Origin of the sequence: Janthinobacterium aestuarii, from assembly GCF_046113285.1 — a bacterium.
Lineage (GTDB): Bacteria > Pseudomonadota > Gammaproteobacteria > Burkholderiales > Burkholderiaceae_D > Janthinobacterium.
The window spans coordinates 3,189,904-3,212,858 of the sequence record NZ_CP142524.1 but is presented as its reverse complement, the minus strand read 5'-3'; the positions used below and the strand labels follow the sequence as shown (position 1 = coordinate 3,212,858).

The following is a 22,955-nucleotide window of genomic DNA, read 5'->3' as shown; positions in this document are numbered from 1 at the left end:
ACGTAGTTCCACTCCCGCGCAGCCGGGCCGGCCTTGCACGTGCCGGCCCGGCTGCGCCATTGATTTCCGACATGATCCGATGACCGTACTTCCATATCGCCACGCCACTTCGTCCACCGAACCCGCGCCCGACACGGGCCTGCTGTCGCTGCTGCTGATGGCCAGCCTGCACGGCATCGCCGCCGACGGCGCCCAGCTCAAGCACGCTTTCGGCCAGGCCGTGTTCACGCGCCAAACCGTCCTGCTGGCCGCGAAAGGGCTGGGCTTGACGGCCAAGCAGGTGCGCCAGGCGCCCGAACGGCTGGCGCAAGCGCCGCTGCCCGCCATCGCCATCGGTCACGACGGGCGTTTCTTTATTCTCGGCAAGGTCGACAGCAGCGACGGCGCCGTGAGCAAGGTGCTGATCCAGCATCCGGGCCAGCCGCCGCAGATCCTCGGCCGCGACGCTTTCCTCGCCGCCTGGTCGGGCGAACTGATCTTTTTTACCAGCAAGGCCAGCTATGCGGGCGAGACGGCCCGCTTCGACTTCAGCTGGTTCATCCCCGCCATCGTCAAATACCGCAGGCTGCTGGGCGAAGTGCTGCTCATTTCCTTCGTGCTGCAGCTGATCGGCCTGGCCACGCCCCTGTTTTTCCAGGTGGTGATGGACAAGGTGCTGGTCAACCACGCCATGCAGACCTTGAACGTGGTGGCCATCGGCCTGGTCTGCGCCATCGTCTTCGAAGCCGTGCTGGGCCTCATCCGCACCTATGTTTTCGCGCGCACCAGCAGCAAGATCGACGTGGAATTGGGCGCGCGCCTGTTCCGCCACCTGCTGGCCTTGCCGATCGCGTATTTCCAGGCGCGCCGCGTGGGCGATTCCGTGGCCCGCATCCATGAACTGGAAAACATCCGCTCATTTCTTACCGGCAACGCGATGACCCTGGTGCTCGACCTGCTGTTTTCCTTCATCTTCATCGCCGCCATGCTGTGGTACAGCGCGGCGCTCAGCGTGGTCGTGCTCGCGTCGATCCCCGTCTACGCGGTCCTGTCGATGCTGCTCACGCCCGTGCTGCGGGGGCGTTTGAACGACAAATTCAACCGCAGCGCGGAAAACCAGTCTTTTCTGGTTGAAACGATCAGCGGCGTCGATACCGTCAAGGCCATGGCCGTCGAGCCGCGCTGGCAGCAGCAGTGGGAAAAGCAGCTGGCCGGCTATGTCTCGGCGGGCCTGTCGGCGAACAATATCGGCATGCTGGCCAGCGGCGGCGTCACCCTGGTGAGTAAACTGGTGACGGCGGCCATCATGTGGTGGGGCGCCACGCTCGTCATCGACGGCAGGATGACGGTGGGCGAGCTGGTGGCCTTCAACATGCTGGCGGGGCAGGTGGCCTCGCCCATCCTGCGCCTGGCGCAGCTGTGGAACGATTTCCAGCAAGTGGGCATCTCCATGAGCCGGCTGGGCGACATCCTCAACGCCCGCACGGAAGCGGGCAGCCAAAACGCGGGCAACCAGAAGGCGCGCCTGCCGCGCATCGCCGGCGCCATCGACTTCCAGCAGGTGGGTTTCCGCTACCGCCCGGACGCGGCCGAAGTGCTGCGCGAGGTGTCGATCGCCATCGCGCCCGGCGAGGTGATCGGCATCGTCGGGCGCTCCGGCTCGGGCAAGAGCACGCTGACGCGGCTGGCGCAGCGCCTGTACATCCCCGAGCGGGGCAAGGTGCTGATCGACGGGCAGGATATCGCCGTCATCGACACGGCGTCGCTGCGGCGCCAGATCGGCGTGGTGCTGCAGGAAAACATCCTGTTCAACCGTTCCGTGCGCGACAATATCGCGCTCAGCGACCCGGCGCTGCCCATCGATGCGGTTATTGCCGTGGCGAAACTGGCGGGCGCCCACGATTTTATCTGCGAGCTGCCGGAAGGCTATGACACCATGGTGGGCGAGCACGGCACGGGCTTGTCAGGCGGCCAGCGCCAGCGCATCGCCATCGCCCGTGCCCTGATCGGCGACCCGCGCATCCTGATTTTCGACGAGGCGACGAGCGCGCTCGACTACGAGTCGGAAAAGATTATCCAGGACAATATGCGCGGCATTTGCGCGGGACGCACCGTGCTCATCATCGCCCACCGCCTGTCGGCCGTGCGCGAAGCGAACCGCATCGTCGTCATGGAGCGGGGGCAGGTGGCGGAACTGGGCAGCCACGACGCGCTGCTGAAACGGCCGGGCGGCATCTATGCCCATTTGTACAGCCTGCAGCAGGGTACGCACGGGAGCGCAACAGGGGACGCAACATGAGCGCCGGCCACCGTCTCGCCGCATATGGCGAATTGTTCAAACGCTATTGCCAGGTACTGCGGCACAGCTGGCGCAACCGCGCTGCGTTGAGCGGCCCCGTGCTCAGCGAAGACGAGGCGGCCTTCCTGCCGGCCGCGCTGGCGCTGCAGGAGCGGCCCGTGTCGCCGTCGCTGCGCCTGACTGCCAGGGTGCTGATGCTGCTCGTCGGCTGCGTGGTGCTGTGGGCCGTTTTTGGCAAGGTCGACATCATTGTCCATGCGGCGGGCAAGATCATTCCATCAGGTAACACCAAGACCATCGCCTCCGTCGACGTGGCGGCCGTGCGCGCCCTGCACGTGCGCGAGGGACAGGCCGTGCAGGCGGGCCAGCTGCTGGTGGAACTCGACAGCCGGGGGCCCGACGCCGAGCGCGACAAGGCGGCCGGCGACGCCGTGGCGGCCACCTTGCAAATGGCCCGCGCGCGTGCGCTGATCGCCGCCGTCGACACCCTGACGATGCCGAAGCTGGCGGCGCCGGACGCGATCCCGGCCCTCGAGCGCGCCGCCGCGCAGGCGCACGTGGATGGCCAGTACGCGAGCTTTCGCGCCCGGCTGGCGCACCTCGACGGCGAAATCGCCCGCTACGCGCAGGCGCTGCCATTGGCGACACAGCGGGCCGGCGATTACCGGGCGCTGCTGGCCACGCGCGACGTGGCCGAACACGCGTGGCTGGAGAAGGAACAGGCGCGCATCGACCTGGCCGGCCAGCTGGCGTCGGCCCGCAGCGAACGGGCGGCCCTGGTGGCGCAAACGCGGAAAGATGCGTACGACGCGCTGGCGGAAGGGGCGCGAGTGGCGGCCGCCAGCGGCCAGGATGCGCGCCGTGCGGGCGCCCGCGGCAGCCTGCTGCGCCTGACGGCCCCCGTCGACGGCACGGTGCAGCAACTGAAACTGCATACGGTGGGCGGCGTGGTCCCGGCCGCGCAGGCGCTGATGCAGATCGTGCCGCGCCAGGGCAAGCTGGAAATCGACGCCATGCTGGAAAACCGCGACGTGGGTTTCGTGCAGGCAGGGCAGGCTGTCGCCGTCAAGATCGACGCCTTCGACTACACCAAGTATGGCACCGTGCCCGCCGTCGTCAGCAGCGTCTCGCGCGACGCCATCGAGGATGAAAAAAAGGGGCCCGTCTACGCCGTCAGGATCACCTTGCGCCAGCCGGCCATCGTTATCGACGGCAGATTGGTGCCGCTGTCGGCCGGCATGGCCGTGCGCGCGGAAATCCGCACTGGCACGCGCAGGGTGGTCGAATACGTGCTCTCGCCGCTGGTGCGGCACCAGAAGGAGGCGCTGCATGAACGCTAGGCACGCCGCCATTTTCTTCGCCGCCGGTTTGTTCCTGGCCGCCGCGCCAGTCCGGGCGCAGATGCTGGACGCCGCGCCATGTCCATCTACCTATGAAGCCGCAGTCCCATTGACCCTGCCGGCGGCCGTCGACCTGGCCCTGTGCCGCAACGCGCAGGTGCACGGCGCCTGGGCCGGCATCCGGCTGCAGGCGGCCGGCGTGGGCGAGGCCAGGGCCGCCTATCTGCCCACCCTGAATGGGGGCTTGAGCCGGGTGCACGACCGCACCGCCTATCCGGGCGCGGACACGCCTTCCGGCAGCCTGAACAGCAATACGGGTTCGCTGAGTCTGTCCTGGCGTTTGTTCGACTTCGGCGGGCGCGCGGCGGGCCAGCGTTCCGCGCAAGCCATGCTTGACGCGGCCCTGGCCAACCGCGACGCCGTGCTGCAAAAGACCCTGGCGGCGACGGTCAGCGCGTATTTCGAGGCGCAGACGGCGCGCGCCAGCGTGCGCATGCGGCAGGAATACCAGGCGCTGGCCAATGAAACGGTGCAGGCCACGCAGCGCCGCGCCCAGCGGGGTCTCGGCTCGCACAGCGACACCCTGCAGGCGGCCAGCGCCCTGGCCAAGGCGGCTCTGGGCGCCAACCGCGCCGACGGCGAGTTCCACAAGGCCCGTGCCGTGCTGGTCTACACCCTGGGCTTGCCGGCCGATGCGGGCGTGACCCTGGACGACGCGGACGGCGCGGCGGCGGGCCTGCACGGGGGTTTGCAGGATGAGCTGCACGCCTGGCTGGCAAGGGCCAGGGAGCGCCATCCGGCCATCCTGGCGGCGCAGGCGCAGCTGGCGGCGGCGCGCGAACGGGTGGAGATTGCCCGCTCGGAGGGCCGCCCCAGCATCGACCTGACGGCCAATCTCTACCAGAACGGCCGGCCCAACCAGGGCTTGTCGCCGGCTTCCACGCGCGAAACGCTGGTGGGCATCTCGCTCAACATACCCCTGTTCGACGGCTTTGCGCGCCACTACAAGGTGCGCGGCGCGCAGGCGCAGGCGGGGCAAAGGGAAGCCGAGGCTGAGGAAGTGCAGCAGCAGACCCTGATGGAACTGGTGAAAACGCATGCGGAAGCCAGCATGGCGCTGGCCAACCTGGCCGCGTCGCAAGCGTGGCTGGATGCGGCGCAGGATGCGCTGGCCAGCGTGCGGCGCAGGTTCGGCCTGGGCGCGGCCGATATCCTGGAAATGCTGAACACGCAGTCGGCGCTGCTCGAGGCGCAGCAGGAGCGCATCCGTTGCCAGGCGGAATGGCGATCGGCCCGGCTGCGGCTGCTGGCCAGCGCCGGCATGCTGGCGCGCGACGATGTCGCGCAAGGGGGAGGCAAATTGCGCGCCCCGGCGGCGCAATAATGACTATATTGGTGGCGGTCCTTCCCGCACAGGGAAGGCGTTCCTGTTTCGGACTAGGGAGACATCATGCACAGCGTACAAAAGATTACCCCATGTTTATGGTTCAACGGCAACGCCGAGGCGGCGGCCCGGTTTTATATGGAAATATTTCCCAATTCGAAGATCGGCCAGATCCTGCGTTATGGCGAGGAAGGCAAGGAAATCCACGGCCAGGAGCCGGGCAGCGTGCTGACGGTGGCCTTTGAGCTCGATGGCCAGACGTTTACGGGCTTGAACGGCGGGCCGCAATTCCAGTTTTCCGAAGCGATCTCGTTCCAGGTCAATTGCGAAACCCAGGATGAAGTCGACCACTACTGGAACCTGCTGTCCCGGGGCGGGCCGCCGGAAGCGCAGCAATGCAGCTGGCTCAAGGACCAGTTCGGGGTGTCGTGGCAAATCGTGCCCACCCTGATGATCAAGCTGCTGGGCGACCCCGATCCCGTCAAGGCCGGGCGTGTGATGAAGGCCATGATGGGCATGAAAAAAATCGACATCGAGCAGATCAAGCGGGCGTACGCGGGCTAGCCTGCCACGCGGGGCAGGGGGCGCACGCCAGCGGCGCACCCTGTCCAAGATGGCCGGCATTTGCTATAGTTCCGGCCATCTTTCCATTGCCAGATTGACCCTGCCCATGACTATCAGCACCAGCAACACCATCGCCCCGCGCACCTTCGGCACACCGCTGTCTTCCACCGCCATCAAAGTCATGTTGCTGGGTTCCGGCGAACTGGGCAAGGAAGTGATCATTGCGCTGCAGCGCCTGGGCGTGGAAGTGATCGCCGTCGACCGCTATCCGAACGCGCCGGGCCATCCCGTGGCGCACCGCTCGCACGTGATCGACATGAGCGACGGCGTGGCGCTGGCCGCCCTGATCGACCTGGAAAAGCCGGATCTGATCGTGCCGGAAATCGAAGCCATCGCCACGGACACCCTGGCGGCGCTGGAAGCGGCCGGGCAGATCACGTGCATCCCGAACGCGCGCGCGGCCGTGCTGACGATGAACCGCGAAGGCATCCGCACCCTGGCGGCCGAAACCCTGGGCGTGGCCACGTCGCCATACCGCTTCGCCAGCAGCCTGCAGGAGTTGCAGGCCGCTTGCCAGGAGATCGGTTTCCCGTGCGTGGTGAAACCCGTGATGTCGTCGTCGGGCAAGGGCCAGTCCAAACTCGATGGCGCCGCTGACGTGGACGCCGCATGGGCCTATGCGGCCAGCGGCAGCCGGGTCGATACGGGCCGCGTCATCGTCGAAGGTTTCATCGACTTCGACTACGAAATCACCCTGCTGACGGTGCGCGCCGTCGGTGCTTCGGGGCAGATCGAAACGCAGTTCTGCGAGCCGATCGGCCACTTGCAGGTACACGGCGACTACGTGGAATCGTGGCAGCCGGCCCGCATGGCGCCGCTGGCCCTCGAGCGTTCGCGCGAGATCGCCCGCAAGGTGACGGACAACCTGGGCGGCCTGGGCCTGTTCGGCGTGGAGCTGTTCGTCAAGGACGACATGGTGTGGTTCTCGGAAGTGAGCCCCCGTCCGCACGACACGGGCATGGTCACGATGGCCAGCCAGGTGCAGAGCGAATTCGAGCTGCACGCGAAAGCCATCCTCGGTTTGCCCGTCAACGTGGCGCTGCGTTCGCCCGGTGCCTCGGCCGTCATCTACGGCCAGCTGGAAGCGAAAGGCATCGCCTTCGAAGGCGTGGCCGACGCCTTGAAGGTGCCGGGCGCCGATTTGCGCCTGTTCGGCAAGCCGGAATCGTTCGCCCGCCGCCGCATGGGCGTGGCGCTGGCCACGGCTGACGATACCGACACGGCCCGCCAGCGCGCCGTGCTGGCCGCGTCCAAAGTCAAGCCGGTGGCCCGCTGATGGCAGAGGCCAGCCTGCCGCTGGCCGACGCCGGCGGCGACGACATCAAGCGCAAGCTGCGCGGCCACATCGCGCGGCGCAACCTGGCCGGCGCCGCCAACGACTGCAAGTGGAACGAACTGCTGGCCTTCATGCGCGGGCGGACCGACTGGGTGCCGTCGTACCGCTACGGTTCCGTGTCCGGCTACGTGTCGCGCTGGGACACGGAGTGGGATTACCACCCGCCGTTCCCGTTCCTGGGCGTGGAATGGTTCGACATCAGCCTGTACTCGGAAGAACACGTGGCCATGCTGCTGCCGAAGAAAATCATCGACCATGGCGTGTGGATCGTGCCGGAGCTCCAACGCATCGGCTTCGATTTCGAGGTGCGGGACCGGGTGGCGCGCATCTGGGGCTATCTGCCCCGTTCCTACCATGACTTCCCGCCTGCCGACTAATTCAATGAGTATTGATATGCCTGACAACGATATTCCACAAGTACCGCAACCGGACGACGCCGTCGTCGGCAAGGAAGCGGGCGCGCAGATGCTGGCCGCGGCCTGCGCCGCGCGCGACGCCTTTTATGCCACCCTGGGCACCGTAGACACTGACGTGCTGGCGCCGCTGGTCAACCCGGCCTTCATGGGAGGCCCCCGCTGGCCATCGCTGCGCCAGGCCTGGAGGGTGATCCGCCGTGCCGATACCATCATCATCGCCAGCGATGGCTTGAGCGATCCGTTCGAGGATGACGACGACGTGTTTGTGCCGCGCGGCCACCTGCTGGAAGTGTGCATCGAGGCGCCGCTGTCCGCCTTTGACGGCAAGGATGTGGCGTATTCCTGGCTGTTCGACCTGATCTACCAGGTCAGCCAGAACGTGGCCGACCATGGCTCCATCGACTTGCTGGTGCAGCGCCACGGCAGCGTCTCGATGGTGCTGGACGTGCGCGATGCGCCGGCAGGCCTCGAAGACGAGGACGAACAGGTGGGCGTGCTGCTGGCCCAGGGCGCAAGCAGCATCGCGCCATCGTTCGATACGCCATATGGCGAAGTGATGCTGCTCGCCGTCACCGCGCTGCAGCCGGCCGAACTGGCGTTCATCAGCGAGGCCGCCGACAAGGCGCGATCGCGGCGCGACCTGGCCGCCGCGCTAGCCGCCTCGCCGACGGGGCATTGGAGCGTGGCCCAGCGGCCGGCCGTCATTCCCCGCTAGGTTCTTCGACCGGCGGCACGGCCGGTTCCTCGGTTTTCCGTGCTTCCTTCGCTTCAACGATGGCCGGCGCCGGCGGCGGCTCGCGCCACTTGCCCGCCGCCTTCAGCTTGTTCTTCAGCCCCGGCAAGGGGAAGCCCAGCGCATAGGCTTTTTGCGCGTGCGCACTGGCCTTGTCGTATTCCTTCTTTTTCACGTACATCAGGCCCAGGTTGTACTGGATGGTGGCCTGCTCGGGCGCCAGGCGGCTGGCCGCATCCAGCTGTTCCAGCGCCATCGCATCCTGGCCCGTGGCCAGCAGGTAGTTGCCAAACACCATGCGCGCCGTCACGTCCTGCGGCGCGAAGGCGATCGCCCGTTCGAAGTAGCAACTGACCGTGTAGCGGGCGCCCACCGGCTGCGCGCTTTTCAGCCGCAATCCCAGCTTGGCCATCGACGCCAGCGCCCGGTGGTGGTTCGGGAAGTGCTCCAGGGTGTAGAGAAATTCGCGCTTGACCTTGAGGATTTCGATCATTTCCAGCATGCCGCGGCTGGCCGCATACACGGCGCCCGACCAGGACCAGGCGCGCGGATCGCCTTCGTCGCCGTACTGCGCCACTTTCGACAGGTCGACGGAGCCCACGAGGTCGGCCAGGTCGGCCGTGGTGGGATCGTGCGGCGCATATGTGCCGATGCCGCAGCGGCCCGCCTCGGACAGGTGGATGCGTTCGACGGGCATGCGCAGGAAGTCGCCGCCGTACTGTTCTTCCAGGCGGGCGCGGCAATGGGGACACAGTTCGCCGTGCAGTTCGGCATCATAGCTGGCGCGAAAGTCGGCGCGCATGCTGTGCGGCACCAGATGCAGCGGCGATTCGTGCACGGGACAGCCGGCGATGCCATATAGCGCGCCTTCACTGCTGTGGCTGTATTCTTCCAGCCCCCGCTTGAGCAGGATCACCATGGTCGACTTGCCGCCCGATGGCGGGCCCAGCAGCAACAGCATGCGCCGGCCCACTTCGGAGCCGGCGGCGGCCGCCTTGAAGTAGGCGGCGACCCGGTCGATCGCCTCGTCGATGCCGAACAGCTCGTCGTCGAACAGGCGGCAGCGGAAGCGCCCGCTGTCGTCGGTCTGGCCGTTCCAGCGCATCATGTCCCACAGATACTGGTGCGCGCTGCGCGTCAGCAGGCCGGCGCGGCCGGGCAGGATTTGCTCGATGAAGTCGGCAAAACTGCCACGCCAGGGACTGATGCGGTGTTTTTCCGCCCAGGCCGCCATGCCGTGCACAAAACCCGCATGCTGGCCTTGCTCGCCCGCAGGCGCGTCGTCATCGGATTGGTGTGGCCTACCAGGAATCGTCATTATTTTCCCATCCATACCGTTGCTGCCGTGTGCAGGCCCAGTTCCAGCCTGCCAGTCAAGTATACGACGCTGCCTCTGCCCGCACGACTGATCTCGCTCAACCTTGACGAGGGAACTATTTTTATCCTCGCTGCGCCCATTGAGACAAGGCAGCCATGCGTCAGCGCGGTTCAATCCAGATCAATACTGGCCTGCGCGGCACGTCCACACTGGTCTTGCGACGACCCACGAGGAGAACATAATGATAGGTAACGAGAATGGTTTCAGCGCCCCGCCTGGCGGCAGCGGCAGGGGACAAAGCGCGGACGACGAAGAGGCCGTCGGCCAGTTTGCCGCCCCCGGCGAAGACGACAATACGATCGAGAGCGCGTCCGTCTCGGAGGTACCCGACGCCTTGAGCGGCGTCAGCATGGAATTGCTGGAAATCAAGCGCAGCATCGAAGACGGCATGCGCCAAAGCATTTCGCAGGCGGGCGGCGTGCGCGCGGCCGATGCCTTCAGCGACGGCGGCAATATCCAGGGCGTGTCCATCGGCCTGGGCGAGGGCGCCAGCGACAGCTCGTCCGGCGAGCCGGGCTTGCCGGCCCTGACCCTGTACGTGGCCGAACCCACCTCCGTCGACCGCGCCAAGGCCGCCATCGTGGGGGCCATGGGCGTGCGCGCCGTGGCCAGCGACAAGGTGCCCGTGAATATCGTCGTCACGGGCGTGATCGATGCGCAACCGCACCGTTTCCGCTTGCGCCCGGCGCCGGGCGGCGTGTCGGTCGGGCATTTCCGCATCACGGCTGGCACCATCGGCTGCCTGGCCGTGGGCCGCAGCGCGCCGCGCAGCGGGCGCTTGATGATCCTGAGCAATAATCACGTGCTGGCCAATTCCAACGGCGGCGTGTTCAACGATTGCATCGTGCAGCCTGGTCCCATCGACGGGGGACGTTGTCCGCAAGACCAGGTGGCCGTGCTCGAGCGTTTCGTGCCCATCAATTTCAGCGGCGGCGTCAATTACGTCGATTGCGCCACCGGCTGGGCCTGGCCTGACCGCGTGCGGCCCGAACTGGTCTACCTGAGCGGAGGCGTGCCCGCCTACTTCCGTATCAGCAATGCGCTGGTGGCCCCCGCGTTGGGCATGATGGTCGGCAAGTCCGGCCGCACGACGCAATTGACACAGGGCCGCATCACGGGCCTGGGCGCCACCATCAACGTCAATTACGGCGGCGGCAGGATCGCGCTGTTCCAGGACCAGATCGCCATCACGGGCGTGAGCGGGGCGTTCAGCGCGGGCGGCGATTCGGGTTCGTCCATCTGGACCTGGAACCAGCAGCGCAATCCCGTCGGCCTGCTGTTTGCGGGCGGCAACAACATCACGTTTGCCAACCAGATGCGGCGCGTGGTGGCGGCGCTCGACATCAATTTGTACACCTGAGCACGCTGCCAGGTGCCGCCTTGCATAACGCTGCTTTTTGCACGATGATGATTGTATGAGAGGCCGCAGCCATGCATGGTTGTGCCCGGCGAACGGCGCTGCAGCGCCGGATGGTCGGGTGTATCATGGAATGCCTCAGGAGGGTTGTCATGTCAAACAGTAAATTCGTACCATCGCCATATGCCGTCTTCGAAGACGCTGCCATGCCGTACTTACCGGATGAAATTCCTGGACAGGGCATGGGGCAGTACACCCCGGCCGCGCCCCACGGCCGCCTGGAAGCGGCAAAGCGGCGCAACGAGCGGGCGCTGATGGCCATCGACGGCGTGGAAGGCGTCAGCGTGGGACACACGGCCGTGGGCAAGGACGCGCTCGTCGTGTATTTGCGCGACTCGTCCGTCAAGCGGCGCGTGCCGTCGCAGGTCGAGGGCTATCCGGTGGAAACGAGCGTCACTGGCCAGATCGATATCCAGCGCTGGTAGGCAGGCAGGCCTGGCCGCCTGGCCGCGGATCGTTGCGGCGGAAGGCCTGTTGCCAGGCCTTCCGGGTTCCTTTCAGCCTGCCTTACTTGCTCAGGCGGCTGATCGCTTCGGCCACGCCCGCGCCATAGGCGGGGTCGCACAGCGTGCAATTGCCGATGTGGCGTTGCTTGACTTGCTCCGAAGCGCCCGAGATGGCGCGCGCCGTGTTGTCGAACAGCGCCTGCTGCTGTGCCAGCGTCATCAGCTGGAACAGGGCGCGCGGCTGCGAATAGTAATCCTCGTCGACCCTGTGGTTCCAGTGGTCGGCCGCGCCTTCGATGCTCAATGGCGGTTCGCGGAAGTCCGGCTGCTCGGCCCATTCCTGCTCGCTGTTCGGTTCATAGCCCAACGTTCCCCCCTGATTGCCGTCGACGCGCATCTGACCGTCGCGGTGGTAGCTGTGGAACGGGCATTTCGGCGCATTGACGGGAATATGGCTGTGGTTGACGCCGAGGCGGTAGCGCTGCGCGTCGCCATACGAAAACAGCCGGCCTTGCAGCATCTTGTCCGGCGAAAAGCTGATGCCGGGCACCACGTTGGCCGGGTTGAAGGCCGATTGTTCCACTTCCGCAAAATGGTTGTCCGCATTGCGGTTCAGTTCCAGCACGCCCACCTCGATCAGCGGGTAGTCGCCGTGCGGCCACACTTTCGACAGGTCGAACGGGTTGAGGTGATACGTGCCTGCCTCTTTTTCCGGCATGATCTGCACGTACAGGGTCCAGCGCGGGAAATCCTTGTTTTCGATGCTTTCATACAGGTCGCGGTGCGAGCTTTCGCGGTCCTTGCCGACCAGTTCCTCGGCTTGCGCGTCGGTCAGGTTTTGTATCCCTTGCTGGGTTTTAAAGGTGAACTTGACCCAGAATCGCTCGTTTTGTGCATTCAGGAAGCTGAAGGTATGGCTGCCGAAGCCATGCATGTGGCGGAAACTGCGTGGCAAGCCTCGGTCGCTCATCACCACCGTCACCTGGTGCAGCGCTTCGGGCAGCGAAGTCCAGAAATCCCAGTTGCTGTTGGGGCTGCGCAAGCCCGTGCGCGGGTCGCGTTTGATGGCGTGATTCAAATCGGGGAATTTCAACGGGTCGCGCATGAAAAACACGGGCGTATTGTTGCCGACCAGGTCCCAGTTACCTTCTTCCGTATAAAACTTCAGGGCGAAGCCGCGGATATCGCGTTCCGCATCGGCCGCACCCCGTTCGCCGGCCACCGTGGAAAAGCGCGCAAACATCGGCGTTTGCTTGCCCACTGCGCCAAAAATCTTGGCCCGCGTGTAGCGCGTGATGTCGTGCGTGACGGTAAACGTGCCGTGCGCGCCCGATCCCTTGGCATGCATGCGGCGCTCGGGAATCACTTCACGGTCGAAGTGGGCCAGCTTTTCCAGGAACCAGACATCTTGCAACAGGGCGGGGCCGCGGGGGCCGGCCGTCTGGATGTTCTGGTTGTCGACGACAGGCGCGCCAAAGGCGGTGGTCAGCTTTTTCATTGGACTCTTTCTTTCATGGCTAGGCAGAGCAATGGACGCACCGGCGCTACTCAAACACTGGCTGGGCTGAATGCACACTCACCGGGGCTGGTCCAGAGTAAAATTTCTAAAATGCAAACCAGTGTAAACTTTTTGGTACGGGATGGCTTGCCACGCCGTCCGAGCAAGCTCAGCCGGCGTACTTGCATCATAAGCGCTCCATCGCTGCCGCTCCCGCACGCTTGCAAGTTGCCAGTATATAAAGGCAGGCGACGATCACGCCACTGGCCTTTTGCCCAGTTCTTAAAACTTGTTCCAGTTGTTATGCCGGTGCTCCGTCGCTTCCTTCATCAGGTGGCCCGCGCGCAGGGCGTCGTCCGCCTGCAGCGTCATGGCCAGTTCCTGGAGGGCGGGCGGGTATTCGTGGTGGGCCGCTTCCTCCAGCAATTCACGGCCCTTGGCCAGGTCGCGCGGCACGCCGCGGCCTTCGCGGTAGGCGTTGTACAGCAGGAACATGGCGTGTGGATTGCCCAGTTCGCTGGACTTGGCCAGCCAGTGCGCCGCTATGACGGGATCTTGCGGCACGCCTTCGCCATTCGCCGCCAGCAGACCCAGCATGAGGGCCGCCTTCGCATGGCCTTGCTGCGCCGCTTGCCGGTACCACAGCCAGGCTTGGGCCGGCGTGGCCGCACGCAGCATCTGGCCCAGCTCGAACGCCGCTTCCGTATCGCCGGCGCGGGCCGCCTGTTCGAACAGATTCAATGCATCGGCGCGGCGTTCTGGACGGGATTGGTAAATCAGCGCCAGTTCGCGCTCGGCGACGGGCATGTCCTTGCCGGCCCAGCTGCGTACCTGGCGCTCGGCCTGGTGGTCGCCCGCCTGGCGCGCATGCATGGCGACGGCTTCGATTTCGGCCGCCGTGGGCGGCGGTGACGCCTGGCAGGCGGCCAGGACGCTAGCCAGCACGACGGCGGGAAGGGAGAGTGCGTGTTTCATCTGGATCAGCTTTCATCAAGACAGGCCGGAACTGCCGCAGTCCCGGCCCATGGACCTTATTTGCTCAGGTCGATGCGGTACTTGGCGAAACCGCTGGCATCGAGCCCGCCTTCGGCCGCCACGCTGGCGATGCCGCTGCCTTGCGCCAGCGCCAGGTGGCCCGGCGCCGAGCGCAGGATCACGGGGCCGGCCGTGGCCGTCTTGACGAAGCTCCAGCTGCGCGCGCTGCCATTGGCCGCCAGGGTCACCTTGCCGCCCTTGGTGCTGAGCGACGCCAGGTAGTTGCTGACCACGGCCTGGTTCGCATCGGGCGACTTGATGATGGTCTTGCTGCCGTCGATGCCCGGCACGGCGCCGCCGCCGCCGGCGCGGTAATCGTTGGTGGCGACGATGAAATCATCGCCATCGGCGACCGGCGCGCCCTTGTACGTGAGGTTGACGATACGGCTGCCGACCTTTTTCGTCACATCGATCTGGTACGTGAGCGCATTGTTTTCCGCATAGAACACGTCATAGTTGTAGATCGTGCCATACGACGGCACCAGGTCCTGCTCCGCCGTGGCGCTCGGATCGATCTGCGCGAATTGCCTGGCCGACGTTTCCAGCCACGCCTTCAAGTCCGCGCCCTTGATCTTCACGGCTTGCAAGTTGTTATTGCTATATAAATACAGGTCGCCCGGATTGCGCACCTGCAAACCGATCGGCGCGGCCGGCGTCGCGCCCGCGGCCACGTCCGTGAAGTCCGACGGCCCGTTGCGGCCCGCCTTGAATGGCGCGCTGCACGAGATGACGGGGATATTCTTGTAGCTGGACAAGGTCGCATCCGTGCTGGTGGCGATGAAGTTTTTCACGTAATCGAGCTGTGCCTGGTTCACCAGCTGGATGGCGCTGACGTCGCCCACCAGCGCGAAGTAGGCGGACATCTCGAAATCCGTGCTGATGCCCAGCGGCTGCTTGGCGTAGGCGATGGTGGCCGCGTGCTCGGTGGCTACCAGTGGCGCGATGGCCGGGTCGGCTTTCACGAGGGTCGTGCCGTCCGTGTACTTGAAGCCGCGTGATTCCACCGTCGTCCTGGCCGGCTGCACCACCCACTTGCCGCCTTGATACATCAGCGTCAACTTGATGATGCCCAGGCGGCGGCCCCAGCTTTGCGCCATGACGGTGGGCACGCCATTGACGAAGCCGTTGACGGCGTCGATCTTCGCGCTGGCGGGGAAGGCGGCGAACGAGGCGTCCAGCGCGGCCGCGCCCGTCTCTTTGCCTTTCGGGAAGATCAAGTGCGAGTGGCCGATCATCAGCGCGTCGATGCCCGTGCTGGTCAAGTGATAGCTGCCGTTTTCCATCTTCGGGCTGTAGGCGCTCGTGTCCAGGCCGCCATGCGACAGGGCCACGACGAGGTCGGCGCCCTTGTTGCGCAATTCCGGCACATACTGTTTCGCCGCTTCCTGCACGCCCGTCACGCTGACTTTGCCGGCGAGCACTTTCTGGTCCCATTCGAGGATTTGCGGCGGCACAAAGCTCAGCACGCCCACATTGATTTTCACGGTCAGCTTGCTGCCGTCGGGCGCCGTGGCGGCGAAATCGCGGGGCAGCAGGGCGTAGGGCTGGAAGATGGGCTTGCCGCTGCTCACGCCGACGACATTGCTCAGCACGGAAGGGAAGGCCGGCGCGCCGCAAGTGCCCGTGGGCTTGGCCACGCCCGGTATGCCGAAATCCGTGTTGGTGATCTGGCTCAGGTAGGGCAAGCCATAGTTGAATTCATGGTTGCCCATGCCGCCCGCGTCGTATTTCAGCGCGTTCATGGCCTTGTGCACGGCTAGCGTGCCGCTGCAAGGAACGGGTGCGGCCACGGCTTGCAGGTCGGCCAGCAAGGTGCCCTGGATGACGTCGCCATCGTCGAGCAGCACATTGTTCGGGTTTTCCGCGCGCGCCGCCTGGATCAGGGTCGACGTGCGCTCCAGGCCCAGGCTCGTGTCTTCGGCCAGCGCGTAATAGTTGTAGCTCAACACGTTCGAGTGGATATCGGTCGTTTCCAGCAATGCCACGGTGACCGTCGTGCCCTCGGGAATGGCTGGCGCTGTATTCGAACTGCCGTTGCAACCGACCAGCCCCGCACTTGCCAGCGCCGCCAGCATGACCCAATTTGTTTTCATTACCGCCCTCGGAAAGATTCAAAGGACGCGACTGTAACGCCGCCATATGACGCGGCGATGACAGCCGTGCAAGGCGCATGGAGACAGGGTCGCGCGCGATGGCGCGACCGCCTGTCAATGTGCCGGCAGTTTTTTCAGCACTTCATTGCTGAAGTAAGGCTCGTCTTCCACCCAGAAAATATAGTCGAGGCCCAGGTAGTTGCGGGCAAAGTCGAGCAAGTCTTCGACTGAATTCTTTTTCCCGGTACGGGGATTGACTTGGCGCAGGTTGCCGTCCTGTACGGCCATGCCCTTGACCAGGTTCGCCGGATAGTCCTTGATAAAACCGTAACTCTGGCCCATATGGCTTTTCCGATACGGCATCAGGTCAGGACCGCCGACGCCCATCCGCAGCGCTTGCGCTTGCGCAAACAGGCCGCGCATATAGCCCTTGTCGGTCCACGGCAGCCATTCACCGGGCAGGAAATTCAGATACACCATGGTGGTGGTGTGGGGAAAAGCCGCGGCCAGTACCTGCATGTTGTCCTTGATGGCATCGACATAGTGTTGCGGCTTGAAATCATCGGGGAACGTCGTATTTCCCTTGCCGTCTTCCACGCCAATGTCGATCGAGCTTTCGCTGAAATTGATGCCCTCGATTTTCCCGTCAAATTCCTTGCCCAGCGCCTGGATCAAGCGTTGATAGCGCTCGCGTACCGGCGCTTCCCACATTTTTGGCGACCAGCCATATTCATCATCGGTGACCGCTTTATGCGGGTCGCGTTCCGGTGCGGAAAGCATGCTTTGCTTGATGATGCCGCCTTGGTAGCGAGGATCGCTGAGCAAGTAGGCCGGCACATTGTGGCGCGGCGTGAATGATTTTTCCTGCAATTGTATCCACAGCTTTTTCCCGATCGAGTCGAGATAGCTGATGTCGTGGCGGATCGGCGCAAAATCGTAACGGTCCTGTTCCGGCTCCAGGCTGCGCCAGGTGTACACGATTTGAGCACCGCTGAAGCGCGGATCGCTTAATGCCTTATCCGCGCGGATGTTTTCCCCGTGCGGTTCCCGGTGATTGAAGTAAATATAGTGCTTGATCGGGTGCTTTATTTCCGCGGCAATCGCACTGCCCATGATCAAAATAACTAATGCAAAAAACGTTGTATGGCTGCGTAAGATCATCGATTCCTTGGGCACTGTGAGAATTTAGCTGTTCAGTCGCCAGGCGCTTGCTTCGATAGCAGAGCCGGTGCGATTCCACTATAGCACCTTGAGGAGGTGGCCTGGACTGCGCGGCGTGTTCAGGATGGCAGGTGACGATTAGCATGCTCAATGCAAGTAAGTTGCATTATAATTCGCAAATGCAATTGAACTGCATTTGCATCCGCCGTCACGCACCCACCAATTCGAAGGATTCCCCATGCCCCAGCGCAAACTCCCCGTCACCGTCCTGTCCGGCTTTCTCGGCGCCGGCAAGACCACCTTGCTCAACCACATACTGCGCAACCGCGAAGGCAAGCGCGTGGCCGTCATCGTCAACGACATGAGCGAAGTCAATATCGACGCGTCGCTCGTCAAGGACAGTGCCGAGGCGGCCGGCGCGGCACTGTCGCGCACGGAAGAAAAACTCGTGGAAATGTCGAACGGCTGCATCTGCTGCACCCTGCGTGACGATCTGCTGCTGGAAGTGCGGCGCCTGGCGTTTGAAGACCGCTTCGATTACCTGTTGATCGAATCGACGGGCGTGGGCGAACCGATGCCCGTGGCCGCCACCTTCGACTTCGAGGACGAGCACGGCGACAGCCTGAACGACGTGGCGTGCATCGACTGCATGGTCACCGTCGTCGACTGCGCCAACCTGCTGGCGGATTTTCACAGCGAAGACAGCCTGGAGCAGCGGGGAGAAACGGCGGGCGAGGGCGACGACCGCCAGCTGGCCAACCTGCTCACGGAACAGATCGAGTTTGCCAATGTCATCGTCCTCAACAAGGTCGACATGGTGGCGGCGGACGAGCGCCGGCGCGTGCTGGCCATTTTAAAAGCCCTCAATCCCGGCGCGCGCATCATCGAAACCAACCAGTCCATCGTGCCGCTCGACGCCATCCTGGGCACGCACTTGTTCGACCTGGAGCAGGCGGCCGCCATGCCGGGCTGGGCCCAGGAGTTGGCCGGCAGCCACACGCCGGAGACGGAAGCCTACGGCATCGCCAGCTTCGTCTACCGGGCGAAGGAACCGTTCCACGCGCAGCGCCTGCACGACTACATTTCGCAGCCGATACCGGGCGTGGTGCGCAGCAAGGGATATTTCTGGCTGGCCAGCCGCCCCGAATGGGTGGCCAGCCTGTCCGGCGCGGGCAAGCTGATGAATATCGAGCCCGTGGGACTGTGGTGGGCGTCCGTGCCGAAGGAGCGCTGGCCCACGGATGCCGCCTCGCTGGCGGAAGTGAAGGCGGGCTGGAGCGAAACGTACGGCGACCGCTACCAGGAGCTCGTCTTCATCGGCCAGGACATGGACCAGGCGGCCATCGAGGCGGACTTGAAGAAATGTCAACTCAACACCACGGAAACGCGCCAGGGCATGGCCGCCTGGCGCCAGCTGCCCGACCCGTTTCCACTATGGCAACGCATGGAAGAACTCGAAGACTAACTTGAACAGGAACACACTATGACAGAACTGATCCCCGTCACCATCATCACGGGCTTTCTCGGCAGCGGGAAAACGACCTTGCTCAAGCGCATATTGCAGGGCGATCACGGCGTGCGCATCGCCGTGATCGAAAATGAATTCGCCGCCGAAAGCATCGACCATGGCTTGCTGGTGCAGGACAGCGACGAGCAGATCGTGGAAATGAACAATGGCTGCATCTGCTGCAGCGTGCGGGGCGACCTGATCCGCATCCTGGGCGAATTGCACGCCAGGCGCGTGACGGGAAGCATCACGTTTGATCACGTCATCATCGAAACGACGGGCCTGGCCGCGCCCGGCCCCGTGGCGCAAACCTTCTTTGCGGAACCCAGCGTCAGCGAGTGCTACATGCTGGACGCCATCCTGACGGTGGTCGATGCGCGCCATGCGCAGCAGCAATTGACGGCGCACAAGGAAGCGCAGGAGCAGGTGGGCTTTGCCGACCGCATCCTGCTGTCGAAGACGGACCTGGTCGGCAAGGAAGCGCTGGCCGCGCTGCGCCAGCGCCTGGTCGCCATCAATGGCCGCGCCAGCATACAGAAAGTGCGCTTTGGCAATGTGCCGCTGCGCGATATCCTGAACATCCGCGGTTTCAATCTGAACGCCATCGTCGAGCTGGAGCCGAATTTCCTCGGAGAACTGGGCCACCGCCATGGGGACGGCGTGCAATCGTTCGTCTACCACCAGGCCCAGCCCCTCGATCTGCTCCAGGTGGAAAACTTTCTCGATGCCGTGGTGCAGCTGTTCGGCGCCCAGCTGATGCGCTACAAGGGCATTTTGTATGTTGCCGACTTGCCATGCCGCGCCGTGTTCCAGGGCGTGCACATGCTGATGGGCTCGGAATTGGGCGCACCGTGGCGCGACGATGAGCCGCGCGCCAGCAAGATCATTTTTATCGGCCGCGACTTGCCGCAGGAGATGCTGATCCGGGGCCTCGACCGCTGCGTGGTCAAGGCGGATAGTCCCGTCGGGGTGGCCGCATGAGCGTGGAAGCGGGCTTGCCCGCCCTGGCGCTGATCTTTCTGCTTGGCATGCGGCATGGCCTGGAACCGGACCACCTGGCCGCCGTCGATGGCCTCACCTTGCGCAGCCAGGCGGCCCACCCGCGCTGGACGCCGTGGATGGGGGCGCTGTTTGCCCTCGGCCATGGCGTCTGCGTGCTGGTCATCGTGGCCGTTGCCGCCCTGGCATCCAGGCAATTCACTCCTTCGGAAAGCGTGTTCGGCTGGCTGGAATGGCTGCCCATCGTCTTGCTGCTGGTGATAGCCGCCCTGAATGCGCGCAGCTTGCTGGCCGGCACGCAACTGGCCGAGGTGCGCGGCCGGCTGCTGCCAGGCTGGCTGCGGCGCGCGTCCGGGCCGCTGGGCGCCATCCTCGTCGGCATGCTGTTCGCGCTCGTGTTCGACACTGCCTTGCAGGCGGCGGCCTGGGGCTACGCGGCCGTGGCGCTGGGCGGCATGGGGCCAGCCTTGCTGACGGGGACGGTGTTTGCCGTCGGCATGGGCGTGACGGATACCTTCGATGGCTGGGTCACGGCAAAGGTCATGCGCACCGGCAAGCTTGATGTCGTGCGGGCGTTCCGGCGCCGCCTGGGCTGGCCCATCGTCGCCATCTGCGTGGCGATGGCCGCTTGCATGGCTGCCGGCAAGCTTGATCCGGCCTGGTCGCTGCCGGAAAGCTGGACGGCGGCGCTGGGCGCGGCCATGGTCTTGCTGATGGCGGCCCTGTACGGCTGGACCTTGCTGGGCTTGCGCCGCGTGCGTGCGTAAGGGAAGGGCGTGGGTATAATGGGAAAAAACTGCCGAGTCCTCCCATGCCCGCACCCGATATCGTTATCCGCCTGCTGACGCCAGCCGACACCACCGCCTTTTGCGCGCTGCGCCTGCGCGCCATCCTGGATTCGCCCAGCTCGTTTTCGGCGTCGCGCGAGGATGAACTGGCGCGCACGCCGGAGGAACACGTGCAGCGCATCGCCGGCGGCACCCTGCAGCGCGGCTTTGGCGCCTTCGATGGCGATCGTCTCGTGGGTTTTGCCGGCTTGCGGCGCGAATCGCTGCGCCAGTTGTCGCACAAGGCCGTGCTATGGGGCGTGTTTGTCGATGTGACGCAGCGGGGCCATGGCGTGGCGCGGCGTCTGGTGAACGCCTGCATCGAACTGGCCGAGACGGACCCTGCCATCATGCAAGTGCACTTGAGCGTGAATGCGGAAAACAATGCCGCCCTTCGGCTGTATGAGTCCCTGGGATTTATCGCGTATGGCACGGAGCCGCGCTCGATGCGTGTGGGCAACCTGTTTTATGACGAGCATCACCTGGCCTTGCTGCTCAATTGATGTCAGAAGGGTCTTACTTGCAGCGCGGGCACAGGCCCTTGATCAGGTAATCGACTTCGCCGCCGCTGAAACCTTCCGGTAGAAGCACGGGCGGCGGCAGCTTGACTTCGTTGAAGCAGGTGACGTTCGCGCATTTGGTGCACTGGAAGTGCGCGTGCTCGTGCGCCTGGTGGCCGGCACCGGCGCTGAAGCGCCACACCTGGTCGGCGCCCGCGATGCGGTGCACCAGCTCATTTTCCGTCAGCCATTCCAGCACCCGGTACAGGGTGACGGAATCGATATCGCTGTCCTGTGACAGCGCTTGCTGGATTTCATGGTGGGTCAGCGAACGGCTTTGCGTCATTAAAAAGTCGAGCACCTTCACGCGCGTCTTGGTGACGCGGGCGTTGGTGTTGCGGATCAGCGATTCGGCGTGCGGTGTAGAAGATGATGTCAACATGATAAGCCTGCTTGCGGGGGATCGGCTGACGGCGTCATCGCCGTGCCCGTTGCCACCCTATGGGCCGTATCTTAGCATGCGTGCCGCACCGGATGGAACGGCGTCATGGTTTGAACGTCCAATAGCGGCCGGCGGCCGTATCGACGGGCTCGAGAAAGCGCTGGTCGGCGCGCGCATGGTTGCGTATCAGATAAAACATATCGGACAGGGCCGAGCGTTTTTCCGCAAAGTAGGAGTGCTTCATGAAGCTCGTGTCGACCCCGGTGGCGTCGATGGTTTCCACGCCCGCCACGATCAGCATGCCGGCGCCGCTGTCGCCTGCCCGCGCGTAGCCGTGCACGGCTTTCGAGGCGGCCAGCGCCAGGTCTTGCGAAGAGGCATATAAAGTGACGGGGTTGCGCGCGCCGGCCAGTTTGGGCGCGATATCCTGTTTGAAGATGGCGGCGTCGATGTCGGGCGCGGACAGGATGATTTCCGTGATCTTTTGCGCCAGTTGCGGTTGCGCGGCCAGCAAGTCGGCCACGGCGCGCGCCAGGCCCCGGCTGCCCATGCTGTGGCCTACCAGATAGACTTGCGCCGCCTCCGTGCTGGCGAGAAAGTCGCCCAGGAAAGCCGTGATGTGGGGCGTGCTCCATTCGATATTGTTTTCATCGATGGTGTAGCTGGCCACTTCACCACGCGACGGCCAGCTGTAGAACACGGGCGCGCCGTCGAAACCGAGGTCGTAGGCCATTTGTCCCGTGCGCCGCGCCGCATCCTCGAAACTCACGTTGTAGCCGTGCACGAAGATAAAGGCGCTCTTGCCGGCCGACGCGCGGATCTGGGTTTTCAGTGCGGCAAAGAAGTTGTCGTGGTCCTGCACGTCGGCCGACAGCACCACCACGTGCTTGGCCGGGTCGTCGCGAAATTCCAGGCGCCACAGCGACGGCGATTCCAGCTGGCCCATGCGGTGGTCGCGCGGGATGCTGATGTCGCAGCTGCCATAGCTGAGCGGGCCATTGCCTCCCATGACGTTGCGTTCGCCGCTGAAGCGCTGGGCCGGCGGCTTGCCCACGTCGCGCTGGCGGTCCGTGGCGAAATACACTTTCACCACCGCGTAGTTCGACACGACGGCGCTTTTGTCGGCGGGGGCGGGCGCCGTTTGCGCCGCAGGCGCTGCCGGCGGCAGGGCTACGGGCGGACGCAGCGCATCGAGCAAGCCTTGCGCGGCGAACAGGGTTTCCATGTCATCGGGTACTTTCGCCGTGGAGAGGGCAGCCGACAGGGCCAGTTGCAGCTGGGTATTGGCGGGTTCGGCCTCCAGCGCGGCGATGGCGGCCAGGATGGCGGCGGCGCTGTCGAACTTGGCGATGGCCAGCTTCAGGCGTTGATAGTGGCTGGCGACGGCTTCCGGCGCGTGGCCCGGCGCGCCATGTTCGATGGCCGCCACGACGGCGGAAGTAATCAAGTCCATGCGCTACCTGCCTCTCTGATCAGTATGAATTAAATATCAACTCATATTGCCATAAAAGCACGCGGAAAGCGACTTGTCCAGCACCGCG

General features: G+C 64.6%; 20 protein-coding genes. 13 read left to right on the top strand and 7 right to left on the bottom strand.

Going from position 1 to position 22,955, the window contains the following annotated elements; translation table 11 throughout:
- Nucleotides 1-79: 79 nt before the first annotated feature.
- The 7 genes from OX462_RS14510 to OX462_RS14480 all read left to right on the top strand — a co-directional run bounded on the left by OX462_RS14510 (nt 80) and on the right by OX462_RS14480 (nt 8,093).
- Nucleotides 80-2,278 (top strand): type I secretion system permease/ATPase, encoded by a 2,199-nt coding sequence (locus OX462_RS14510; RefSeq protein WP_409026376.1) that lies wholly within the window; start codon nt 80-82, stop codon nt 2,276-2,278.
- A complete protein-coding gene (locus tag OX462_RS14505; RefSeq protein ID WP_409026375.1) occupies nt 2,275-3,618 on the top strand; it encodes an HlyD family type I secretion periplasmic adaptor subunit in 1,344 nt (447 codons plus the stop codon). The genes OX462_RS14510 and OX462_RS14505 overlap by 4 nt, the downstream gene beginning before the upstream one ends.
- On the top strand, nt 3,608-5,002 hold the full coding sequence (locus OX462_RS14500; protein ID WP_409026374.1) for a TolC family protein: 1,395 nt from the start codon (nt 3,608-3,610) through the stop codon (nt 5,000-5,002). Before OX462_RS14505 ends, OX462_RS14500 begins: the two co-directional genes overlap by 11 nt.
- Nucleotides 5,003-5,068: 66 nt before the next feature.
- A complete protein-coding gene (locus OX462_RS14495) occupies nt 5,069-5,566 on the top strand; it encodes a VOC family protein (protein ID WP_121669370.1) in 498 nt (165 codons plus the stop codon).
- A 106-nt stretch (nt 5,567-5,672) separates the two neighbouring features.
- The gene (gene purT, locus OX462_RS14490) at nt 5,673-6,902 is read left to right on the top strand and encodes a formate-dependent phosphoribosylglycinamide formyltransferase (RefSeq protein WP_409026373.1); all 1,230 of its coding nucleotides are present in this window, start codon (nt 5,673-5,675) and stop codon (nt 6,900-6,902) included.
- On the top strand, nt 6,902-7,339 hold the full coding sequence (locus tag OX462_RS14485) for a DUF6678 family protein (RefSeq protein ID WP_409026372.1): 438 nt from the start codon (nt 6,902-6,904) through the stop codon (nt 7,337-7,339). Before purT ends, OX462_RS14485 begins: the two co-directional genes overlap by 1 nt.
- 16 nt (nt 7,340-7,355) lie before the next feature.
- Entirely contained in the window at nt 7,356-8,093 is a 738-nt protein-coding gene (locus OX462_RS14480) for a hypothetical protein (protein ID WP_409026371.1), read from the top strand.
- Here OX462_RS14480 and OX462_RS14475 read toward each other — a convergent pair.
- Nucleotides 8,080-9,429, bottom strand: coding sequence for a hypothetical protein (locus tag OX462_RS14475; protein ID WP_409026370.1), 1,350 nt, complete (start codon nt 9,427-9,429; stop codon nt 8,080-8,082). The genes OX462_RS14480 and OX462_RS14475 overlap by 14 nt on opposite strands.
- A 241-nt stretch (nt 9,430-9,670) precedes the next feature.
- Between OX462_RS14475 and OX462_RS14470 the strand changes: the two genes are divergently transcribed.
- Entirely contained in the window at nt 9,671-10,849 is a 1,179-nt protein-coding gene (locus tag OX462_RS14470; RefSeq protein WP_070310791.1) for a chymotrypsin family serine protease, read from the top strand.
- A 149-nt stretch (nt 10,850-10,998) separates the two neighbouring features.
- Entirely contained in the window at nt 10,999-11,331 is a 333-nt protein-coding gene (locus tag OX462_RS14465; RefSeq protein ID WP_141749910.1) for a hypothetical protein, read from the top strand.
- Between the two features lie 82 nt (nt 11,332-11,413).
- Here OX462_RS14465 and OX462_RS14460 read toward each other — a convergent pair whose 3' ends face one another.
- From OX462_RS14460 to OX462_RS14445, 4 genes are all read right to left on the bottom strand, one after another.
- Nucleotides 11,414-12,850, bottom strand: coding sequence for a catalase (locus OX462_RS14460; protein WP_409026369.1), 1,437 nt, complete (start codon nt 12,848-12,850; stop codon nt 11,414-11,416).
- A 282-nt stretch (nt 12,851-13,132) separates the two neighbouring features.
- Entirely contained in the window at nt 13,133-13,825 is a 693-nt protein-coding gene (locus OX462_RS14455) for a tetratricopeptide repeat protein (RefSeq protein WP_409026368.1), read from the bottom strand.
- 56 nt (nt 13,826-13,881) lie between these two features.
- Complete coding sequence (locus tag OX462_RS14450) at nt 13,882-15,978, bottom strand: bifunctional 2',3'-cyclic-nucleotide 2'-phosphodiesterase/3'-nucleotidase (RefSeq protein ID WP_409026367.1); 2,097 nt, start codon at nt 15,976-15,978, stop codon at nt 13,882-13,884.
- A gap of 114 nt (nt 15,979-16,092) precedes the next feature.
- Nucleotides 16,093-17,139: a hypothetical protein gene (locus OX462_RS14445; RefSeq protein ID WP_409026366.1), complete on the bottom strand. Its 1,047-nt coding sequence runs from the start codon at nt 17,137-17,139 to the stop codon at nt 16,093-16,095.
- A 238-nt stretch (nt 17,140-17,377) separates the two neighbouring features.
- Here OX462_RS14445 and zigA point away from each other — a divergent pair, with 238 nt between their 5' ends.
- From zigA to OX462_RS14425, 4 genes are read left to right on the top strand one after another with little or no spacing between them, the layout of a single operon-like run.
- The gene (gene zigA / locus OX462_RS14440; RefSeq protein WP_409026365.1) at nt 17,378-18,604 is read left to right on the top strand and encodes a zinc metallochaperone GTPase ZigA; all 1,227 of its coding nucleotides are present in this window, start codon (nt 17,378-17,380) and stop codon (nt 18,602-18,604) included.
- Nucleotides 18,605-18,622: 18 nt separating this feature from the next.
- Complete coding sequence (locus tag OX462_RS14435; protein ID WP_409026364.1) at nt 18,623-19,627, top strand: CobW family GTP-binding protein; 1,005 nt, start codon at nt 18,623-18,625, stop codon at nt 19,625-19,627.
- A complete protein-coding gene (locus OX462_RS14430; protein ID WP_409026363.1) occupies nt 19,624-20,412 on the top strand; it encodes a HoxN/HupN/NixA family nickel/cobalt transporter in 789 nt (262 codons plus the stop codon). Before OX462_RS14435 ends, OX462_RS14430 begins: the two co-directional genes overlap by 4 nt.
- Before the next feature lie 44 nt (nt 20,413-20,456).
- Nucleotides 20,457-20,975 carry a GNAT family N-acetyltransferase gene (locus tag OX462_RS14425; RefSeq protein ID WP_409026362.1) on the top strand — a complete coding sequence of 173 codons (519 nt, stop codon included), beginning with the start codon at nt 20,457-20,459 and terminating at the stop codon, nt 20,973-20,975.
- A 13-nt stretch (nt 20,976-20,988) separates the two neighbouring features.
- Here OX462_RS14425 and OX462_RS14420 read toward each other — a convergent pair whose 3' ends face one another.
- Both OX462_RS14420 and OX462_RS14415 read right to left on the bottom strand, forming a co-directional pair.
- Entirely contained in the window at nt 20,989-21,414 is a 426-nt protein-coding gene (locus tag OX462_RS14420) for a Fur family transcriptional regulator (protein WP_409026361.1), read from the bottom strand.
- A 103-nt stretch (nt 21,415-21,517) separates the two neighbouring features.
- The gene (locus OX462_RS14415) at nt 21,518-22,867 is read right to left on the bottom strand and encodes an alpha/beta hydrolase (protein ID WP_409026360.1); all 1,350 of its coding nucleotides are present in this window, start codon (nt 22,865-22,867) and stop codon (nt 21,518-21,520) included.
- Nucleotides 22,868-22,955 lie beyond the last annotated feature (88 nt).

Coding starts and splice junctions, on each gene's coding strand:
- OX462_RS14510 (WP_409026376.1), top strand. CDS start 80: ATGACCGTACTTCCATATCGCCACGCCACTTCGTCCACCGAACCCGCG.
- OX462_RS14505 (WP_409026375.1), top strand. CDS start 2,275: ATGAGCGCCGGCCACCGTCTCGCCGCATATGGCGAATTGTTCAAACGC.
- OX462_RS14500 (WP_409026374.1), top strand. CDS start 3,608: ATGAACGCTAGGCACGCCGCCATTTTCTTCGCCGCCGGTTTGTTCCTG.
- OX462_RS14495 (WP_121669370.1), top strand. CDS start 5,069: ATGCACAGCGTACAAAAGATTACCCCATGTTTATGGTTCAACGGCAAC.
- purT (WP_409026373.1), top strand. CDS start 5,673: ATGACTATCAGCACCAGCAACACCATCGCCCCGCGCACCTTCGGCACA.
- OX462_RS14485 (WP_409026372.1), top strand. CDS start 6,902: ATGGCAGAGGCCAGCCTGCCGCTGGCCGACGCCGGCGGCGACGACATC.
- OX462_RS14480 (WP_409026371.1), top strand. CDS start 7,356: ATGCCTGACAACGATATTCCACAAGTACCGCAACCGGACGACGCCGTC.
- OX462_RS14475 (WP_409026370.1), bottom strand. CDS start 9,429: ATGACGATTCCTGGTAGGCCACACCAATCCGATGACGACGCGCCTGCG.
- OX462_RS14470 (WP_070310791.1), top strand. CDS start 9,671: ATGATAGGTAACGAGAATGGTTTCAGCGCCCCGCCTGGCGGCAGCGGC.
- OX462_RS14465 (WP_141749910.1), top strand. CDS start 10,999: ATGTCAAACAGTAAATTCGTACCATCGCCATATGCCGTCTTCGAAGAC.
- OX462_RS14460 (WP_409026369.1), bottom strand. CDS start 12,850: ATGAAAAAGCTGACCACCGCCTTTGGCGCGCCTGTCGTCGACAACCAG.
- OX462_RS14455 (WP_409026368.1), bottom strand. CDS start 13,825: ATGAAACACGCACTCTCCCTTCCCGCCGTCGTGCTGGCTAGCGTCCTG.
- OX462_RS14450 (WP_409026367.1), bottom strand. CDS start 15,978: ATGAAAACAAATTGGGTCATGCTGGCGGCGCTGGCAAGTGCGGGGCTG.
- OX462_RS14445 (WP_409026366.1), bottom strand. CDS start 17,139: ATGATCTTACGCAGCCATACAACGTTTTTTGCATTAGTTATTTTGATC.
- zigA (WP_409026365.1), top strand. CDS start 17,378: ATGCCCCAGCGCAAACTCCCCGTCACCGTCCTGTCCGGCTTTCTCGGC.
- OX462_RS14435 (WP_409026364.1), top strand. CDS start 18,623: ATGACAGAACTGATCCCCGTCACCATCATCACGGGCTTTCTCGGCAGC.
- OX462_RS14430 (WP_409026363.1), top strand. CDS start 19,624: ATGAGCGTGGAAGCGGGCTTGCCCGCCCTGGCGCTGATCTTTCTGCTT.
- OX462_RS14425 (WP_409026362.1), top strand. CDS start 20,457: ATGCCCGCACCCGATATCGTTATCCGCCTGCTGACGCCAGCCGACACC.
- OX462_RS14420 (WP_409026361.1), bottom strand. CDS start 21,414: ATGTTGACATCATCTTCTACACCGCACGCCGAATCGCTGATCCGCAAC.
- OX462_RS14415 (WP_409026360.1), bottom strand. CDS start 22,867: ATGGACTTGATTACTTCCGCCGTCGTGGCGGCCATCGAACATGGCGCG.